This is a genomic window from Pseudomonas sp. LBUM1649 (assembly GCF_059716155.1).
The window spans coordinates 3,396,146-3,414,359 of the sequence record NZ_CP166807.1; the positions used below are offsets into that span (position 1 = coordinate 3,396,146).

The following is an 18,214-nucleotide window of genomic DNA, read 5'->3' on the forward strand; positions in this document are numbered from 1 at the left end:
CGGTGAGTCAGGCTGGCGCCAGGCCTTGCATGGCGCGGGTCAGCAGCGCTTCGATCGGGCCTTGTTCAAACGGCCGTGGATTGTAATAAGGGCTGGCACAGGCGATTCGTGCCGCCTCGGCCGGACCGTTTTCTGGCAGGCCGATGTCTGCCAGTGCCAATGGAATACCCAGTTTCTGGTTGAGTGCATACAACAAGGCGCCAACCTCACTGGCCTCGCTACCACCCAGGGCGCGCGCGGCACGTTGCAACGGCTCGGCGGCTGCTTCGCGGTTGTAATGCGCGGCATGCGGCAGAACGATGGCGTGGGCCTGGGCGTGGGGCAGATTGAACGTCCCGCCCAGGGTGTGGCAGAGCTTGTGGTGCAAGGCCATGCCGACCGAGCCCAGGCAAATGCCCGCCAGCCACGCGCCATACAACGCCTGGCTGCGCGCATCGGGATCACTGGGGTCATTGACCACGCCCGGCAGCGCCTGCGCCAGCGAGCGAATCGCTTCCTCGGCCATGAAGCCGATGATCGGGTTGGCGTCCTGGGCGTACAGTGCTTCCACCGCGTGGGCCATGGCGTTCATGCCCGAACAAGCGGAGATCTGCGCTGGCAGGGTCAGGGTCAATTGCGCATCGTAGATCACGGTCTTGGGCAAAACCCGAGGATCACGCCCGGTTTTCTTCAGGCGATTTTCGGTCAGCCCGTAGATCGGCGTCATCTCCGAGCCAGCGTAAGTGGTCGGCACGGCTACTATGGGCAGGCCCGAATCCATGGCAATCGCCTTGCCCAAGCCAATGGTCGAACCACCGCCAATGGCCACACAGCAATCGGCATCCAGACGCGCCGCTTCGACGCGCGCCGCTTGCGCCACTTCCAGCGGTACGTGCATCACCGCATGCGGGTACACTCCCGCCGCGCGATCACCGAGCAACGCCGCGACGCGTTCGCCGAGGCCGTGCTGTTCCGGCGTGGTGAGGATCAGCGCCCGTCGGGCACCCAAGCGCTCGATTTCTTCAGCCAGCGCCGAGAGCTTGCCCCAGCCGAACACCACACGGGTCGGCAGGCTTTGATAAACAAAAGGATTCATGGCCGGCCTCAGCGCTTGAAGTGTGGTGGGATTTTCGCGTCAACGTTGACCCACACCGAACGGGCTTCGGTGTAATCGTGGATCGCTTCAAAGCCCATTTCCCGGCCATATCCGGATTGACCGACACCGCCGAACGGGCTGCCAGGGCTGACGCGCTTGTAGCAGTTGATCCAGCACATGCCGGCATGGATTGCGTCGGCCATTTTGTGCGCACGGCTGAGGTTTTGCGTCCACAGGCCGCTGCCCAGTCCGTATTCGGAGTCGTTGGCGATGGCCAGTGCTTCTTCGTCAGTGCTGAAGCGCACGACCGTGACGAAGGGACCGAAGACTTCTTCCTGGCAGACACGGTCACCTGGCTTGGCCTCGACCACGGTGGGTTCGACATAGAAACCCTTGGCCAACGCCTTGTCGTCCGGTGCCTTGCCGCCCGCGAGGATCTTGCCGCCCTGCTCGATGGCGATATCGATGTAGGCCATGACGCGGTCGCGGTGCAGTGCCGAGGTCAGCGGGCCCATTTCGGTCTCAGGGTCCATCGGATCACCGAGGCGGATGGACTTGGCCAGAGCGATGAAGCGCTCCAGGAACTGGTCAGCGATGTCTTTATGCAGAATCAGCCGCGAACCGGCGATGCACGCCTGGCCCTGGTTATGGAAGATCGCCCACGCAGCGCCGTTGACCGCCGCTTCCAGATTGGCGTCTTCAAACACAATGTTCGCACCCTTGCCGCCCAGCTCCAGCTGAATGCGCTTGAGGTTGCTCTTGGACGCGTCAACAATCCGCCGACCGGTCGCGGTCGAGCCGGTAAAGGCAATCTTGCCGACGTCGAGGTGTTCCGCCAGTGCCTGGCCCGCGGTATGGCCGTAGCCCGGCACCACGTTGACCACGCCTTTCGGAAAGCCGACTTCGGTCATCAGCTCGACAATGCGCAAGGTCGACAGCGGCGTGATTTCCGAGGGCTTGATGACGATGGTGTTACCCGCCGCCAGCGCCGGGCCCATCTTCCAACTGGTGAACATCAGCGGAAAGTTCCAGGGCACGATCTGCCCGACCACGCCGATCGGCTTGCGCTGCACGTAATTGAGGAACCCGGCCTCAACCGGAATCACCGAGCCTTCGATCTTGTCGGCCATACCGCCGAAGTAGCGGAAGCACGCGGCGGTGCGCGGTACGTCGAGGCCACGCGAATCACGGATCGGGTGCCCGGTGTTGAGGGATTCCAGCTGTGCCAGTTCTTCACTGCATTCTTCGATCTTGTCCGCCAGTTTGAGCAACAGGCGTCCGCGCTCGGCGGCGCCAAGGGCCGACCAGGCTGGAAACGCACGTTTGGCGGCGGCCACTGCGAGGTCGATATCAGCGGCTTCGGCGGCGGCGATGTGGGTGATCAACGAGCCGTCATGGGGCGACACGACGTCGATGGTGCCGCCGGCGACCGCATCCACGAAGCGGCCATCGATATAGAGCTGATTTTGCATAATGGTTTCCTCGCACCGCGCTTAGGAAGCAGTGTCTGACTTGATGGCTGAGAGCATGGCCCGGCGCGATGCCGGGCAATGCACGAGGTCTTAGAACTCGATCGGATAGGGAGCCAGCTCACCGCTTTCGTAGCGTTGCGGCAGGTTCGGCGTGGCGTTCTCCCAGACCAGCAGCATCGAGCGCTTGGTCGAATAGCCCTGGTGACGAATGTCGGCGGGCATGGCGCAGATGTCGCCGGCACGCATGGTGATGCGCGCACGCGGGTTGCCGTCGTCTTTGTCGCCGACATCCCAGATGATCTCGTCAGATAGCTGCAAGAACCACTCGATCCGGTCATTGCCATGGAACACCGGCAGGATGAATTCTTCGGTGGTCGGGCAAAACAGGCTGGCCTTGCACACCGAGGTCACCGACGGGTTCCAGGTCACGTCGGAGCGCGACAGGTACTTGTGCAGGTTGAACCCATGCAACTGGGCTTCGAAACCTTCTGCAGCGTGAATTTCCGGCTCGTCCTGAGGCACATCGATGAACTGGCGATTGACCGGCAGATCGTTGCGCAGCGGCGAATCATCCGGCAGGCCGGGCATGCGTTTGGTGGCGATACGGAAGCGTTCGATGGCTTCGATGTTGTTGCCGTTCTTGCGACCGAAGGCGCTGCCGGTTTCTTCCGGCGCGGCGAACGGGTCGAACGTGGCGTTGGTCCAATCGCGCAGGATTGCCTTGAATGTCGCCATGATCAACGGCGTTTCGAAGTTTTCCGTGTAGTTGACCCCTGCTGCCTTGAGCGTGCCGTTGAAGGTGCCGGCGTACAGGTCGACTTTGCCGTAGTAATTGCGGGTGCCGATGACGTGGTCGAAGTTGACCCAACCGTAGAAAAAGCCCCAGGCCACGTCACGCATCAAGGCACGCAAAAAGGCATCAGCCGGAATCAAGTGCGAGCGGGTCTGACCTTTGGCGGGCCAGGTGATGCGGGCAAAATACTCGTCGCGCGACAGTTCGAACGCGCCGAGCTTGAAGGAGCGATAGCCGGTGACGGGATGGGCGGCGCTGGCCTGGACGTCTTCGTCGGCAAACAGTGGGGTTTCGGCAGCGGTTTCAAGCATGGCCATGACGGGATTCCTCTTGTTTTTGTTGGCGGGGGCTGGCTGGGCAGATCACTTCAAGCAGATGTCGGCCCACTTCTCGACCGACAACGGTCCTTTGATGGTCTGCTGCAGGATCACGCCCGGGCGACTGGCTTCGAAGCGATACGCGGTGCCCACCGGCAGCAAGCACTGATGGCCGCGCTTGAGCAGGACGTAGCCCATTGGTTTGCCCGCGGGTACTTCACCTGCCAGTTGCGTGCCCTCGCCGGCTTTCAATGGCGTTTCGAGCTTGAGGAAATCCACCCGTACTTCACCGTCCATGACGATGGCGAATTCGTCGTGCGCGGCCGTGTACCAAGGCGACTGGCCTTCGGCACGCAGGATTTCAATAACGTAACCGAGGTTGAGGCCAACGACGACTTTTTCGTAAGGGAGGGATTTTTCCGCCACCTCGAAAACGTTGGAAAAGGCGTAGTGACTGGCTTGGCCGCTGATGATTTCAACCGAGCCCTTGGTGTACTTGTCCAGCGAGCCGAAGACCGTTTCGATTGCCGCGCTACTCATGGTTTTCACCGTTTTGTTGTTGTAGTAACAGTGCGCCAACAGTACGTCGCACCAGACCCGGGAACAATTAGAGGACCGGCGACAACAGTGTTTGCGAAACGCAAACAGTGCACCTGCAACTGCCACCGTAATCTGCTGTAGGAGCAAAGCTTGCTCGCGATGACGGCGGTACATTCAACATTCATTTCGACTGACACACCGTCATCGCGAGCAAGCTTTGCTCCTACAGGGGTGGGCGTTGCTCAGCGAACCCAGCCCCGCTCCAGCAAGGGTTTATCCCAGCATGGCTCATCGCCGAAGTTCTCCACCAGAAAGTCGATTAACGTACGGACTTTCAGGGCCCGGCGCTGGGTCGCGGGATATACCGCGGAGAAGTTGAAGGATGACAATGCATACTCGGGCAGCACCGGAATCAACCGCCCGCTGAGCAGGTCGTCACTGGCCACCAGCGTCGGCAGGCAGACAATGCAGACGCCGGTCTGTGCGTAATCACGCAACAGATGCACCGAGTTCGAGCGCACCTGACCCGGCAGGCTCAGTTCCACCTGCTCGTCTTCGCGGTTGAAGAGCCAGCGGTTACGCGACGGATAACCCTCGTACAGGGCGATCTTGTGTTGCAGCAACTCCTGGGGATGGGTCGGCACGCCGAACTCGCTGGCGTAATCGGGGGACATGCAGAACAGCCGGCGAACGCTGAACAATTTGCGCTCGATCAGGGTTTCTGCCATCGGCGGGAACATCTGGAACGCCACATCAAAGCCTTCTTCGATCGGGTCCACTACCCGGTCGTTGACGATGACGTCCACTTCAATGTCCGGGTACAGCCGCGTGAACTCGGCCAGCATGCGGCCGAAGTGCCCGATGGCAAAACCGGGCAGCATCTGCACCCGCAGTTTACCAGTGGGTTTGGCGCGCAGTTCGCGCATGTGCTCGGTCAGCGAGTTGAAACTCGCGACCATGTCCGCGCATTCCTTGTAGTACGTCTCCCCGACCTCGGAGAGCCGCACATGGCGCGTGCTGCGATGGAACAGCGGCGCATTGATGAACTGCTCCAGCTGTTGGATGCGATGGGTGATGACCGAGCGGGTCACGCCAAGTTGCTGGGCCGCCCTGGCGAAGTTGCCGGTCTCGGCAACCCGCACGAAGGCTTCGACACTGAGTAAACGATCCATGGGGCAGGTTCTCTGGATGTTTTTGTTCTTATAGGAATACGAGGTTAGCCTTTCGGCACCTCGCACTCCACATCCCGGACGAGAACCTGCGATGAACTCAAATGGGAAACCACTGTAGGAGCGAGCATGCTCGCGAAAAACCCGAGGGCGCCGCGGGGCATCAGGCACCCCGCGAAATCGTTGACGACCATCGCGAGCATGCTCGCTCCTACAGGGGGTCAGCGGTTACCGATTCAGCCATGGATAGCGCGCAGTGTCCTGGCTGCCGTAGTCAGGGTCCAGGTAGATAAAGCAGCGCTGGATCTTGAAATCACGGATCTCGAATACGTCGGCCCAGTAGCCGGCACCGGCCGGTGAAGGAACGCCCGCACGCCAGTGGCCGTCGACGTGTTCACCAAAACTGGTGCCTTCGCAGACCAGCGTGTCGGTACCCGTGAGAATCCAGTTGAAGTGCGCGTAGTCGTGGGTAATCGATTTCAGGCGGCTGCCCAGGTCGCTGAACATCTGGCCGATCTGGTCACGGCCGGTGGCCAGTCCCCACTTTGGAAACAGGACCTGCGCATCATCGGCGAACAGCTCGAGGATGCTGCCGCCTGTGGAGGTGACACCGCCGTTGTCGAATGCCTTGAGGTATTCCAGGGCGACCGATTTGCGTTGCTCGTCGGTCATTGTCAGGGTGCTGATCATGCTGTCTCCGCCTTTTTTTTTGGAGTGATAGGGATGCTGGCCGTTAGTGCAACGACTTGATGTAGGTGATGATCTTCTGCCGCTTGGCCGGGTCGTCCTGGGAATAAACCATGGCACTGCCCGGTGCCACGCTCTGGGCATCGGTCAGCCAGGCGTCGAGCATTGACTCATCCCAGACCTTGCCGGACATGGCTTTGGCGTAGCCGTCGCTGTACGTGAAGTTGGATTCGCTGGCGGCCTTGCGACCCAGCAGCCCGAACAGGTTCGGGCCCTGCCCCGGCGGTCCGCCCTTGTCGAAGGTGTGGCAGACCGCGCAGTGGTTGGTCGCCAGTTTCTGTGCCAGCGCCAGGTCATCCGCCTGAGCGATGCCAGTCAAACAAAAACTTGCCGCCAGCACCAATAGCGCGGGGGCTCGCAGAAAAGAGTTGAAGTGCGTCATATCGTTGCTCTCGTGCAGTCGAGGGTTAAGCAAAAAATCAGCTTCGGCTCGGTTCTTTGTGCGCCTGGTTCGCCGCGCGATAGGCAAAGGCGATGATCGGGCCGAGCGTCGCACCACCGGCCCAATAGGCGCGACCGGAGGCCGACGCCACGCAGTTGCCGACGCCGTACAGGCCCGGGATCGGTGCATTGGCGTTGTTCAATACCTGGCCGACGGAGTTGGTTTTCGGGCCACCCTTGGTGTCGAGGTTGCCGCCCGAGATCAACGCCGCGTAATACGGACCTTTCGCGGCCAGCGGGTACATCGTCAGGTTGCCGGTACGGTCGGGTTTGACCGGGCCAGTGAACACGCCCTGGATCACCCGCTCGCCGCGATGGAAGTCCAGGTCATTGCCCGTCTTAGCCAACTCGTTGAAGCGCTTGAGCGTGGCTTTCAAGTTGAGATTGAAATCCGCGCCGAGCTTCATCCCGCCAATATCGGCGGCGTGTTTATCCAGCCGTTCGGCGATGTTCTTCGCCAGCTCTTCCAGGGTGTCGCCCCGGACCACATGGCGGTCGTTGCCGCCCTTGGGTACGATCGGCGAGCCGTATTCGTCGCTGCTGCAATAGTCCTGGGCGCGCTGGTCCCAGATCGAGAACATCACCAGGTTCGGGTATTCGGCTTTATCGCCATCCCACTGGAAGAAGGCCGGAACCAGTTCGTTGTAGACGGTTTTTTCGTTGACGACGCGCTTGCCGTATTTGTTCACCATCAGCATCGAATCGCCGTTCATGGTGAAAATGCCGGACATCGAACCGTCCTTGGCCAGGGCTTTTTCCAACAGGATCGGGCACGACCACGCGTAGTTCATGTTGCGCAATTGCACACCCAGTTCACTCGAGATGCGGATGAAATCGCCTTCGTTGGTCAGGGCGGCGCAGCCACCGTAGACCGGGGCGTTGAGGAAGTTGCGGCGCAGTTCCGGATCGTGGGTAAAACCACCCGTGGCGAAGATCACCGCTTTGCGCGCCTTGACCCGTTGCCGCGTGCCCTCCTCGGTTTCGACTTCAACGCCGGCGGCTTCACCCTTGTCATTGAGGATCACCTTCACCACACGCTCGCCGGTGCGAATCTGCACGCCGTCACGCTTGGCGGCGGCGGTCAGCGTGCGAATCGCCACGCGACCGCCGTCGGACATGCTGGGCCGGGCGTCCTTGGGCACCAATACGCGGCCTTTCTTGGCTTTGTCTTCGGACAACTCTGCCCAATAGTCCGGAACGTCCGGGCAATGGCGATAAGGCAGTGCGTCGCGTTCGGCCAACAGTTCGGCAGCAGGCGAGGCGCTCTCGTAGATCGCTTCGCACATCTCGTATTCCCAATCCGACAGGCCGAGTTTCGGCAGCGAGGCGTCATAGGACTGTGGGCGTGTCAGACGGGCGACATAGCGCAGGTAGTCGGCTTTGTCGTCGACGATGCCGGCGTCTCGCATCGGCTTGTTGTTCGGCACCCAGTACCAGAATGCCGCCTTCGCTGCGGTGCCGCCGGGGCTGCCGGCCTTTTCCAGGATGACCACGTCATTGCCGAGCCAACGGGAGAACAGCGCGGTCGGCAAACCGCTGCCGCCTCCGCCAACCACGACAATGTCGTGCTCCCTGTCGAAGGGCAACTCGTCGCTGGCCATCGCCCGTGCGGCCACACCCGATAAGGCGGCGACAGCCGTACCGGCAGCGCCGGCTTTGATGAAGCTGCGGCGTGACAGTGCAAGTTTCTGGTTCTCTTCGTTCACTTTTTATTCTCCGGAATGAGTAGCGGCGACACAGGCAAATCAGCGCACGCAGCGTGTCTCACCAGTAATGCCAGAGCTGCACAAACAAGCCGTCCGTGACGGTGGTGTTGCGCCCTTCCACGCCTTTGGAATAGTGGATGGACACCTGATCCCACATTTTCTGGGCGAACACCTTCTGCACGCCGGGCTTGAGCTGGAACAGCACGCCGGCGCCCAGCGCGGTTTCGTTGGATTCAGAGAATTCGATGGCATCGTTGTTGCGATCATCGGAGCTGAAGGTTTTCTGGTAATCAGCACTGACAAAGGGCGTGATCTGGTAGGTCGGGCGATCGACGATGTTGTAGCCCAGGCGCAGGTTAGCGTGGCCTGTATTGCCAGGTTCGGTGTGGTGCGGGCCATCGCCACGAAGGATAGCGCCGACCAACAGATCGATGTTCACCTTGCCCAGCCATTCGTTGTAGAACAGCGAAGGCCACAAGGCGTAGGTGTCGCTGCTGACCGAGTCTGCGCCGGTCGGCAGTTGCACATAGGCTTGCGCGCCTATGGTGCGTAGCGGTGTCGGGTTGTACCAGACCAGGCCGCCGACCAACGGATCGCCGAGCCCGCTGACCCGCGTGCCGTTGCCGCGCACCGCGATCTCCGGGAGGGTGATACTGGCGATAAAGCCGGTATTGGGCAGGCCGTCCATCTTCCAGTAGTGCAACAACGAAGTCAGGCCAACGTAAGTCTCGGTCTTGCTGCCGGCGACCTTGGTGCCGTGGTCGTCGAAGCGTTTGCGGTCGTCGTTGTATTCAAACTCCTGACCCACCGAATTGTAGGGCTCAGTGAAGTCCGAACTGAACTGGAAGCTTTGGGGCCTGTTGCTGGCAAAAGGGATGCCCGATGCTTGCGCCATAGTGGGAAATAAAACGTCGGCACCCAGAACGGGCGCGAACAGGGTCACTGCGCAGACCCATGCACGAATACTCATACCTGCCTTCCTTATTTTTATTAGGCGCCAATCCCCCGAAGGGGCGTAAGGCCGAAGCAAGGTATGACGTCTTGATGATCCCTGGCTGGGGCTCCACCGGATCGTTGGCCGATCCTGGTGTTCGGCGTGATGGAGGCTACAAGCCTGCCACTACACCAACAATTCCATTCTCGGCGACTTCAGTGTTTGCGTATTTAGAACAATCCTGGGGTCTTTTGAGCTGCACATAACTTTGTAGGAGCCGAGCTTGCTCGCGATGGCGTCAGGACTGTCACTGCGGTTGTGACTGATAGACCGCCATCGCGAGCAAGCTCGGCTCCTACAGGGGGTTGGGGGTTTATCAGGCATCGGCGGCGGCTGGTTGATGCAATGGATAAAGCCGCTCATCGAACTGCGACAGTTTCGGAAACACCAGCGGCTGCTCATCACTCAGGTGTTGCAGGCGCTGGCCGTAATCGACCAGAAATTGCTGGCGCGCCTCATCGCTGATGTACGGCACATGCCAGGCCACGAACGGTTCCAGCACGTCGAAGCCAACATACGCCAACGTACCGCGCAAGATCGGCCGCAGCATGTCCTGCAACGGGCCATGAATTGCCTCTTCACCGAACATGTGTTCACGGCCACCCAAGGTTACGGTGACCAATGCCTTTTTGCCGGCCAGTCCGCCTTGATCGTAGAAGCGCTTGCCGCCATAACAGATACCGGAGACCAGCACCCGGTCGATCCAGCCCTTGAGCATGGCCGGGGTGGAGAACCAGAAGATCGGGAAGTTGAGGATCAGCAGGTCGGCCCACAGCAACTTGTCCAGTTCAGCCTGGATGTCTGCAGCCAGCGACTGGCTTTTCACCCCCAAACGTTGCTCAAGGGCATAGACCAGATACTCGGGATTTTCCCGCGACGAGAAGTCATCGGCGCTGGCCACCGGGTTCCAGTTCATTTTGTACAGGTCGCTGACCTGCACTTCGTGGCCCTGGGCTTCAAGTGTCGCAACGGCCTGGTCGCGCAAGGCGGCGGTGAACGATTGTGGCTCTGGATGAGCGTGGACGATCAGTACTTTCATGGGAATTCCTTAGACTTTTTCCAGCGTAGGGTTCGAATTCGGGGTCGCGCGGCTGGCCAGCAAGCGGTCGAGCCAGTCGGGGTCCATTTGTGGTTCGCAGGAAAACAGCAGTCCGGTGTAGTCCTGGTGCGGTGGCGTGAAAATAGCACTGCGCGAGCCATGATCCACTACCCTGCCCCGTTGCATCACCAGCACTTCGTCGGCGATCGCCCGTACGGTGGCGACGTCATGGGTGATGAACAGGTACGCAACGCCGAGCTGTTGCTGAATGCGATTGAGTAACTTGAGCACGCCTTCGGCCACCAGTTGATCGAGGGCCGAGGTGACTTCGTCGCAGATGATCAGTTGCGGATCGGCGGCCAGTGCCCGGGCGATGCAGATCCGCTGTTTCTGTCCACCGGACAGCTCGCGGGGCTGACGCGCCATGAAGGTCGCAGGGTCGAGTTCGATCATCTCCAGCAACTCGGCCACCCGCGCGCGCATGGCCTTGCCTCTAAGCCCCAGATAGAAGGTCAACGGCCGGCCGATGATGTCGACGATGCGCTGGCGTGGGTTCAGCGCCGTGTCCGGGATTTGATAAATCATCTGCACGCGCCGCAGTTGCTCCTTGCTGCGCTGGCGAAAGTCCGCTGGCAGCGGCTCGCCGTCATACAGCACTTTTCCATGAGTCGGGGACAACAAACCGGTGATCACCCGCGCCGTGGAGCTTTTACCGCTGCCGGATTCGCCGATGACCGCCAGGGTCTGGCCGCGATACAACTTCAAGGAAACGTCATGCAGCACCGGTTGCTGCCCGTAGCTGGCGCTGCTGTTGCGCAGTTCCAGCAGCGGTTTTTCCTGCTGCGGGCAGGGTTTGGGTTCGGTGCGGAAACTGCGCACCGCCCACAACGACTTGGTGTAGTCCTCTTGTGGGTCACCGAGCATCTTGCGGGTCTCGGCCTCCTCCACCAGTTTGCCGTGGCGCAGCACCATGATGCGGTCGGCCATCTGCGCCACCACCGCCAGGTCGTGGCTGATGTAGATCGCCGCGCTGCCGTAGGTCTTCACCGCATCGCGAATCGCCGCCAGCACTTCGATCTGGGTGGTGACGTCCAGCGCGGTGGTCGGTTCGTCGAAGATGATCAAGTCCGGGTGGCAGGCCATCGCCATGGCGGTCATGACCCGTTGCAGCTGGCCGCCGGAGACCTGGTGCGGGTAACGCTGGCCAATCTGTTCGGGATTGGGCAAGCGCAGCACGCGATACAACTCCACCGCCTCGCGCATGGCCTGTTCACGACTGATGCCGCCGTTTTTCACCGCCGTTTCCACGTGCTGATCGATCAAGCGATGGGCCGGGTTGAACGATGCAGCCGCGCTCTGTGCGACGTAGGCGATGCGCAGGCCACGCAACTTGCGCAGGGCTTCGGGCTTGGCCTTGAGCAGGTCGATTCCGTCGAAATGCACTGTGCCGCTGGTGATTTTGCAGCCGTCGCGGGTATAACCCATGGCGGACAAGCCCAGGGTCGATTTGCCCGCCCCGGATTCACCGATCAGCCCCAGCACCTCACCGCGTTGCAGGGTCAGGTCGATGCCCTTGATCAACGGGTGCCAGGCATCTTCATAGTGACCTTCGATGTGCAGGTTGCGGATTTCCAGCAAAGGTTTGGATGTCGTCATGTTCAGCATTCCTTGAGGCCGCTGGATTTGTGCAGCATCCAGTCGACGACGAAGTTGACGCTGACCGTGATCAAGGCCACGGCCAGGGCGGGCAGCAACGGGCTGATGTCGCCGAAGGTGATCAGCACGGCGTTGTCGCGCACCATGCTGCCCCAGTCGGCGGTGGGCGGCTGGATGCCCAGGCCGAGGAACGACAGCGCACTGATGAACAGGAACACGAAGCAGAAACGCAGGCCGAATTCGGCAATCAGCGGCGCCGCTGCGTTGGGCAGTACCTCGCGGGTTACCAGCCAGCACAGGCCTTCACCGCGCAGGCGCGCGGCTTCGACGAAGTCCTGCACCACCACGTTCATCGCCACGGCACGTGAAAGACGAAACACCCGGGTCGCATCCAGCAGTGCGATTACCAGCACCAGCGACGTGGCCGTGGTGCCGACCACACTGAGAATCAGCAAGGCGAAGATCAATTGCGGGATGGCCATCAGGATGTCCACTACCCGCGACAGGCCCTGATCGACCCAACCGCCCTTGATCGCCGCGATCAGCCCACAGGTACCGCCGAGCAAGAACGCCAGCACCGTGGTCAGGAAGGCAATGCCCAGTGTGTTGCGCGCGCCGTAGACCAGGCGGCTGAACATGTCGCGCCCCAGGTTATCGGTGCCCAACAGGAACTGCCCGCCCCACGGCGCGAAACCCTCGCCCACCACCTGGGTCTCGCCAAACGGCGCCAATACCGGGGCGAACAGCGCCACCAGAATGTACACAACGATCACCAGCAATCCGAACTTCGCACTCAGCGGCGCCCGGACCAATTGTTTAAGCAGGCTCATGGTCTACCCCTTTGGATGCATCAGGCGTGGGTTGCTGGCAATCGACAGCACGTCGGCGCTGGTATTGAGCAGGATGTAGGTCGCGGCAAAGATCAAGCTGCAGGCCTGCACCACCGGGATGTCGCGCTTGGCTACAGAGTCCACCAGCAACTGGCCGAGGCCCGGATAGACAAACACCACTTCGACCACCACCACGCCGACCACCAGGTACGCCAGGTTCAGCGCCACCACGTTGACGATCGGCGCCAGCGCGTTGGGCAAGGCGTGACGGAAGATGATGCGCGACTGGCTGATGCCCTTGAGCCGGGCCATTTCAATGTACGGGCTGGCCAGCAGATTGATCAGCGAGGCGCGGGTCATGCGCATCATCTGCGCGATCACCACCAGACTCAGGGTGGCCACCGGCAGCACCGAGCGTTGCAGTACCTCACCCAGCATGGCGTTCGGCGAGAGATTGGAGATGCTCGGGAACCAGTTGAGCTTCACCGCGAACACCAGGATCAGGATGTAGGCGACGAAGAACTCGGGGAACGACACCGCGCTCAGGGCCGAGGTGTTGAGCAGGCGGTCGAACCAGTTGTTGCGATACAACGCCGCGAGCATGCCCAGCAACAACGCCAAAGGCACCGACACCAGTGCCGCCAACAGCGCCAGGCTGAAGGTGTTGCCCAAGCGACTGCCGACCAGTTCGGCGATCGGCCGCTGGTTGGCCAGCGACACACCAAGATCACCGTGCAGCAATTGCCAGATCCAGTGGCCGAAACGGGTCAGCGGCGGCAGGTCCAGGCCCAGTTGCGCGCGGTAGGCCGCCACGGTTTCCGGGGTGGCGGATTGGCCGAGCATGGCCTGGGCGATATCGCCCGGGAGCAGGCCGACGGCGAGAAAGATGATCACCGATACCGCGAACAGCGATAACAGCCCTAAAGCCAGACGCTGAAGTAGCAACTTAAAAATACTATTCACCGTGCAATTCCTTACGAAGACCACAATTTCCCACTGTAGGAGCGAGCATGCTCGCGAAAAACGTTCAGGCACCGCGGGCACTCAGACAGCCCGCGTCATCGTTGACGTCCATCGCGAGCATGCTCGCTCCTACAGTGGTTCTTCATTGTTTTGACGGACGCTTACGCCTGCCACCAGCGCTCGATTACGCGCAAGCCGTCGAGTTCTCCGTATGGCGCGGTCTGCCCGCCGTGAGCCACCCGATTGGAACGTGCCGCCACCGAGCTGGCGAACAACGGCACGATCGCCCCGCCCTCGTCCCGGCATAGGGCCTGCATTTCGTTGTACATCTCGCGGCGCAACGGGTCGTTCATCTCGCCCCGGGCGGCATTGAGCAACTGGTTGAAACGTGGGTTGTCCCAATGGGTTTCGTTCCATGCCGCGCCCTTGGCGTAGCCGATGCTGAACATGCGGTCGGCGGTCAGGCTGCTGTACCAGAACGAGGTGGTGAAGGGTTGCTTCATCCAGACGTTGGAGAAGAAACCGTCGGCGGGCTCGCGCACCACGTCGATGTCGATCCCCGCCGCACGGGCCTGCTCCTTGAACAACACCGAGGCATCCACTGCCCCGGTGTACGCCGCGTCGGAGGCCTGCAGACGGACCTTGAGCGAATCCAGGCCGGCCTTTTTCAGGTGGAAGCGCGACTTGTCCGGGTCGTAGGTGCGTTGTTCCAGCGCCGTATTGATGAAGCGGCTGCCGGGCTGGATCGGGTGATCGTTGCCCACCAGGCCATAACCGTGCAGCACAGAAGCCAGCAGCGTTTCGCGATTGATCGCGTGCTTCATCGCCAGGCGCACGTCGTTGTTCTGGAACACTTGGCTGTCGGTGAGCATCGGGAAGGTGTAGTGCTGGGCGCCCTTGGTTTCTTCGATGACCAGGTTCGGGTTGCGCTTGAGCAGCGCCACGGTCTTCAGGTCGACCTTGTTGATCACGTCCACTTGCCCGGTCACCAACGCGTTGATTCGCGCTGCGCCGTCGGCGATGGCAATCAACTCGGCACTGGCAAAGTGCGCCCGCCCTGCTTTCCAGTAATCGGGGCTGCGTTCCAGGGTCATGCGCACGCCCGGCTCGAAGTCCTTGAGGCGATAGCCGCCGGTGCCGACGCCGGCCTGCCAGTCCGGCGTGCCGTCCTTGCTCGGCATGATCACCAGGTGGTAATCGGCGACCACATAGGAGAAATCGGCGTTGCCCGAGTGCAGCTCGAACACCACGCTGTCGCTGCCATTGGCGCTGACCTTGGCCACATCGCCCAACACGGTCTTGGCCGCTGAGCTGGATTTTTCCCCGAGGTGATGCTGGATCGAGGCGACCACATCGTCGGCGGTCAGGGTCTTGCCGTTGTGGAAGGTCACGCCCTGGCGCAATTTGAAGGTCCAGACCCGTGCGTCCGGGGTCGAGGTCCAGCTTTCAGCCAGTTCGGGGATTGCCGTGCCGTCGACGGCAATTTCGGTCAGGGTGTTGTAGATCGCCGAGAACCCGACGAAGGTGAAGGTATCGACCCAGGAACCGGGGTCCTTCGAGTCGGTGGTGCTGGCGCCGGCCAGGCCCAAACGCAGTACGCCACCGGGTTTGGGCGTGGCTTCTGCAGCGAAGGCGCCAAACGGCAGGCCCATGGAGAACGCCCCGGCCACCGCTGCGGCGGTTGCGCTGTACTTCAGGAAGTCTCTGCGCGGGAAACTGAATTCATGGTTCGCTTGAGTAATCTTGTTTTTGTTATCGCTCATTGCATTGCCCCTGATCAAAAACTAATGGAATACCGGTTCAAAACCACGCAAGACACCGGGCCAGGGCCCGGTGCGCACAACCTTTGAATCGCCAACCGTCACACCTGGATCGCCTTCACTTCGACGAATTCGCTGAGCCCTTCTTCCCCCCACTCACGCCCATTACCCGATTGTTTGTAGCCGCCGAACGGCGCCTGATAGTTGAACGCCGCGCCATTGAGAAAGCACTGGCCCGCGCGCAGTTGCCGACCCAGCTGCAAGGCCCGCTCGGTGCTACCGGCCCAGACACCGCTGGACAGGCCGAACGGCGAGTCGTTGGCGATCTGGATCGCCTGCGCCTCATCGGCGTAGGGAATCAGGCACAACACCGGGCCGAAGATTTCTTCCTGGGCAATGCGCATGCTGTTGTCGACGTCGGCGAACAGCGTCGGACTGACGTAGTAGCCACGCTCAAAGTCCGGCGCCGAGTCGCCGCCGCACAGCAGGCGGGCGCCTTCTTCCTGGCCGACCTTGATGTAGTCGAGCACCGTGCGGCGTTGCCCGGCGGAGCACATCGGGCCGAGGAAGCTTTGTGGATCGAGCGGATCGCCCATGCGCAGGCTCAGGGTTTCCTCCAGCGCAATGTCCAGCGCTTCGGCGTAGCGGCTGGCTGGCAGCAGCATGCGGGTCAGCGCGGTGCAGGTCTGCCCGGAATTGATCATCACGTCCTGCACGCCGTAGCGCACGGCAGCGTCCAGATCGGCGTCTTCGGCAATCAACAGCGCCGACTTGCCACCCAGTTCCAGGCACACGCGCTTCACCGAAGGTGCCGCTGCCTGTGAGACTCGCACGCCGGCGCCGGTGGAACCGGTAAACGACAGCATGTCCACGTCCGGGTGCTTGGCCAGCGCTTCGCCGACTTTCGAACCGGGCCCGCTGACCAGATTGAACACCCCGGCCGGCAGGCCGATGTCCTCGATCATCTGCGCCAGCAGAAACGCGTGCAGCGGGGTTTCCTGACTCGGCTTGACCACCACCGTGCAACCGGCGGCCAGTGCCGGGGCGAGTTTGCCGATCAACTGATGCAGCGGGTAATTCCACGGGTTGATGAACGCGCAGACGCCTACTGCCTCGCGGATGACCAGCGAGTTGCCGACTTCGCGCACTTCGTCCATCAGGCCCGCGAGTTCGACGTATTGCTCAAGACCAATGATTGGCCCGTCCACTTGTACCGACCGACACCATTGCACCGGCATGCCCAGTTCAGTGGTGATCACCGCAGCCATTTCATCGGCACGGGTCTTTAGTTGTTCCGCCAACGCACGGATATAACCAGCACGGACGCTGGAAGGTGTGCGCGACCATGGGCCGAAGGCCCGGCGCGCCGCTGCAACGGCATTATCAACATCGCGTTCATCGCCCAACGGCACGCTACCGGCCACTTCTTCGGTGGCCGGGTTGATCACCTCGGCGATGCCCTGGCCCGACGGGGTTTGCCAGCGGCCATCGATAAACAGTGCCTTGTGATTAAGCATGTAGCTGAGCCTCCATCAGTTCGTGAGCACAACGGGCGATACGCTGGCAGGCATCACGCAATGGCGCAGCCCCCACCACCAGCCCGAGGCGAATGTGACCGGCAGCGCTCGGACCAAAAGCCTCACCGGCCAATACTGAAACACCGTGGCGATCAAGCAAGCGGTCGGCAAACGCCTGGGCGCTGAGCCCGGTTTCGCGGATATCGACCATCACGAACATGCCGCCATCAGGCTTCAAGGCGCGCACGCCGGGGCAATCCGCCAGGCTCTCGCACACCAGGTCACGACGCTGGCGATAGGCTTCGCGCATGGCGTCCAGTTCCGGCAGGTTGCTTTCCAGCGCCACGACAGCGGCGTCCTGAATGAAGTCCGGCGAACCGTAGAGCATGCACAGCGCGAGGTTCTCCAGGTGCGCAGCCAGGGACGGCGGCGCCACCACCCAACCGACCCGCCAACCGGTCATGGCATGGGATTTCGACAGGCTGTTGAGGGTCGCGGTGCGTTCGGCCATGCCCGGCAGACTCGCCGGGCTGACGTGTTCGCCTTCAAAAAGCAGCTCGCTGTAAACCTCATCGGAAATCAGCCACAGGTCGTGGGCGATACACAGTTCGGCCAGGGCTTGCCAGGTGCTACGCGGAAGGCTTGCGCCCGACGGGTTGTGCGGGCTGTTCAGCGCCAATGCACGGGTACGCGGGGTGATGCGGGCGGCGACGTCTTCAGGCAGCACACGGAAACCGTTTTCCGAACGCACCGGCACCGGCACGACCTTGGCGCCGCAAGCGCCGAACACCGCTTCGTAGGTAACATACATCGGCTCGGCAACGATCACTTCATCACCCGGATTGAGCACGCACTGGGCCACGCTGAACAGCGCGCACTGCGCACCGGCCAGTACCGTGACCTCATCCGCCGTAACCCGCTGACCACTGCGTTGGCGGTGGCGCCTGGCGATGGCTTCACGCAGGACACGCTTGCCGCGCACCTCCGCGTAGTGAGTGTTGCCGGACAACAGGCTGTCGATGGCGCCCTGGACGATGGGTTGCGGCGTGTCGAAATCCGGGTCGCCCACGGACAGCAGCAGGATGTCTTCGCCCTGCTCGCGCAACGCCAGCGCACGGTAGTGGATATCCCAGGCGGCGGCGCCGTCACCGGCGATACGTTGAGTCAGATCGGAAAAACGCATGGCCTGCTCCTT

At 61.6% G+C, this 18,214-nt stretch carries 17 protein-coding genes; all 17 read right to left on the bottom strand.

The window, feature by feature from the left end; translation table 11 throughout:
* Nucleotides 1-7 precede the first annotated feature (7 nt).
* Entirely contained in the window at nt 8-1,075 is a 1,068-nt protein-coding gene (locus ACA058_RS15730) for a maleylacetate reductase (protein ID WP_497634816.1), read from the bottom strand.
* 8 nt (nt 1,076-1,083) lie between these two features.
* Entirely contained in the window at nt 1,084-2,547 is a 1,464-nt protein-coding gene (locus tag ACA058_RS15735) for an aldehyde dehydrogenase family protein (RefSeq protein ID WP_497634817.1), read from the bottom strand.
* 90 nt (nt 2,548-2,637) lie between these two features.
* Nucleotides 2,638-3,657: a hydroxyquinol 1,2-dioxygenase gene (locus ACA058_RS15740; protein WP_497634818.1), complete on the bottom strand. Its 1,020-nt coding sequence runs from the start codon at nt 3,655-3,657 to the stop codon at nt 2,638-2,640.
* Nucleotides 3,658-3,702: 45 nt separating this feature from the next.
* The gene (locus ACA058_RS15745) at nt 3,703-4,197 is read right to left on the bottom strand and encodes a cupin domain-containing protein (protein WP_497634819.1); all 495 of its coding nucleotides are present in this window, start codon (nt 4,195-4,197) and stop codon (nt 3,703-3,705) included.
* A gap of 242 nt (nt 4,198-4,439) precedes the next feature.
* Entirely contained in the window at nt 4,440-5,369 is a 930-nt protein-coding gene (locus tag ACA058_RS15750; protein WP_008065642.1) for a LysR family transcriptional regulator, read from the bottom strand.
* A gap of 44 nt (nt 5,370-5,413) precedes the next feature.
* Entirely contained in the window at nt 5,414-5,569 is a 156-nt protein-coding gene (locus ACA058_RS15755; protein ID WP_497634820.1) for a hypothetical protein, read from the bottom strand.
* Nucleotides 5,570-5,594: 25 nt separating this feature from the next.
* On the bottom strand, nt 5,595-6,056 hold the full coding sequence (locus ACA058_RS15760; protein WP_497634821.1) for a nuclear transport factor 2 family protein: 462 nt from the start codon (nt 6,054-6,056) through the stop codon (nt 5,595-5,597).
* A gap of 43 nt (nt 6,057-6,099) precedes the next feature.
* On the bottom strand, nt 6,100-6,432 hold the full coding sequence (locus tag ACA058_RS15765; protein ID WP_497634822.1) for a c-type cytochrome: 333 nt from the start codon (nt 6,430-6,432) through the stop codon (nt 6,100-6,102).
* Nucleotides 6,433-6,532: 100 nt separating this feature from the next.
* A complete protein-coding gene (locus ACA058_RS15770; protein ID WP_497634823.1) occupies nt 6,533-8,260 on the bottom strand; it encodes an FAD-dependent oxidoreductase in 1,728 nt (575 codons plus the stop codon).
* A 58-nt stretch (nt 8,261-8,318) separates the two neighbouring features.
* Entirely contained in the window at nt 8,319-9,230 is a 912-nt protein-coding gene (locus ACA058_RS15775; RefSeq protein ID WP_497634824.1) for a transporter, read from the bottom strand.
* Nucleotides 9,231-9,570: 340 nt separating this feature from the next.
* Nucleotides 9,571-10,293, bottom strand: a complete 723-nt coding sequence (locus tag ACA058_RS15780) for an NAD(P)H-dependent oxidoreductase (RefSeq protein WP_497634825.1) — start codon at nt 10,291-10,293, stop codon at nt 9,571-9,573.
* A 9-nt stretch (nt 10,294-10,302) separates the two neighbouring features.
* Nucleotides 10,303-11,949, bottom strand: coding sequence for an ABC transporter ATP-binding protein (locus ACA058_RS15785; protein ID WP_497634826.1), 1,647 nt, complete (start codon nt 11,947-11,949; stop codon nt 10,303-10,305).
* A gap of 2 nt (nt 11,950-11,951) precedes the next feature.
* Complete coding sequence (locus tag ACA058_RS15790) at nt 11,952-12,779, bottom strand: ABC transporter permease (protein ID WP_497634827.1); 828 nt, start codon at nt 12,777-12,779, stop codon at nt 11,952-11,954.
* 3 nt (nt 12,780-12,782) lie between these two features.
* Complete coding sequence (locus tag ACA058_RS15795) at nt 12,783-13,742, bottom strand: ABC transporter permease (RefSeq protein ID WP_497634828.1); 960 nt, start codon at nt 13,740-13,742, stop codon at nt 12,783-12,785.
* A gap of 161 nt (nt 13,743-13,903) precedes the next feature.
* Entirely contained in the window at nt 13,904-15,505 is a 1,602-nt protein-coding gene (locus ACA058_RS15800; protein WP_497634829.1) for an ABC transporter substrate-binding protein, read from the bottom strand.
* A 98-nt stretch (nt 15,506-15,603) separates the two neighbouring features.
* Entirely contained in the window at nt 15,604-17,019 is a 1,416-nt protein-coding gene (locus ACA058_RS15805; RefSeq protein ID WP_497634831.1) for an aldehyde dehydrogenase family protein, read from the bottom strand.
* Entirely contained in the window at nt 17,012-18,202 is a 1,191-nt protein-coding gene (locus tag ACA058_RS15810; protein ID WP_497634832.1) for a pyridoxal phosphate-dependent aminotransferase, read from the bottom strand. Before ACA058_RS15810 ends, ACA058_RS15805 begins: the two co-directional genes overlap by 8 nt.
* Nucleotides 18,203-18,214 lie beyond the last annotated feature (12 nt).

Coding starts and splice junctions, on each gene's coding strand:
- ACA058_RS15730 (WP_497634816.1), bottom strand. CDS start 1,075: ATGAATCCTTTTGTTTATCAAAGCCTGCCGACCCGTGTGGTGTTCGGC.
- ACA058_RS15735 (WP_497634817.1), bottom strand. CDS start 2,547: ATGCAAAATCAGCTCTATATCGATGGCCGCTTCGTGGATGCGGTCGCC.
- ACA058_RS15740 (WP_497634818.1), bottom strand. CDS start 3,657: ATGGCCATGCTTGAAACCGCTGCCGAAACCCCACTGTTTGCCGACGAA.
- ACA058_RS15745 (WP_497634819.1), bottom strand. CDS start 4,197: ATGAGTAGCGCGGCAATCGAAACGGTCTTCGGCTCGCTGGACAAGTAC.
- ACA058_RS15750 (WP_008065642.1), bottom strand. CDS start 5,369: ATGGATCGTTTACTCAGTGTCGAAGCCTTCGTGCGGGTTGCCGAGACC.
- ACA058_RS15755 (WP_497634820.1), bottom strand. CDS start 5,569: ATGCTCGCGATGGTCGTCAACGATTTCGCGGGGTGCCTGATGCCCCGC.
- ACA058_RS15760 (WP_497634821.1), bottom strand. CDS start 6,056: ATGATCAGCACCCTGACAATGACCGACGAGCAACGCAAATCGGTCGCC.
- ACA058_RS15775 (WP_497634824.1), bottom strand. CDS start 9,230: ATGAGTATTCGTGCATGGGTCTGCGCAGTGACCCTGTTCGCGCCCGTT.
- ACA058_RS15780 (WP_497634825.1), bottom strand. CDS start 10,293: ATGAAAGTACTGATCGTCCACGCTCATCCAGAGCCACAATCGTTCACC.
- ACA058_RS15785 (WP_497634826.1), bottom strand. CDS start 11,949: ATGACGACATCCAAACCTTTGCTGGAAATCCGCAACCTGCACATCGAA.
- ACA058_RS15790 (WP_497634827.1), bottom strand. CDS start 12,779: ATGAGCCTGCTTAAACAATTGGTCCGGGCGCCGCTGAGTGCGAAGTTC.
- ACA058_RS15800 (WP_497634829.1), bottom strand. CDS start 15,505: ATGAGCGATAACAAAAACAAGATTACTCAAGCGAACCATGAATTCAGT.
- ACA058_RS15805 (WP_497634831.1), bottom strand. CDS start 17,019: ATGCTTAATCACAAGGCACTGTTTATCGATGGCCGCTGGCAAACCCCG.
- ACA058_RS15810 (WP_497634832.1), bottom strand. CDS start 18,202: ATGCGTTTTTCCGATCTGACTCAACGTATCGCCGGTGACGGCGCCGCC.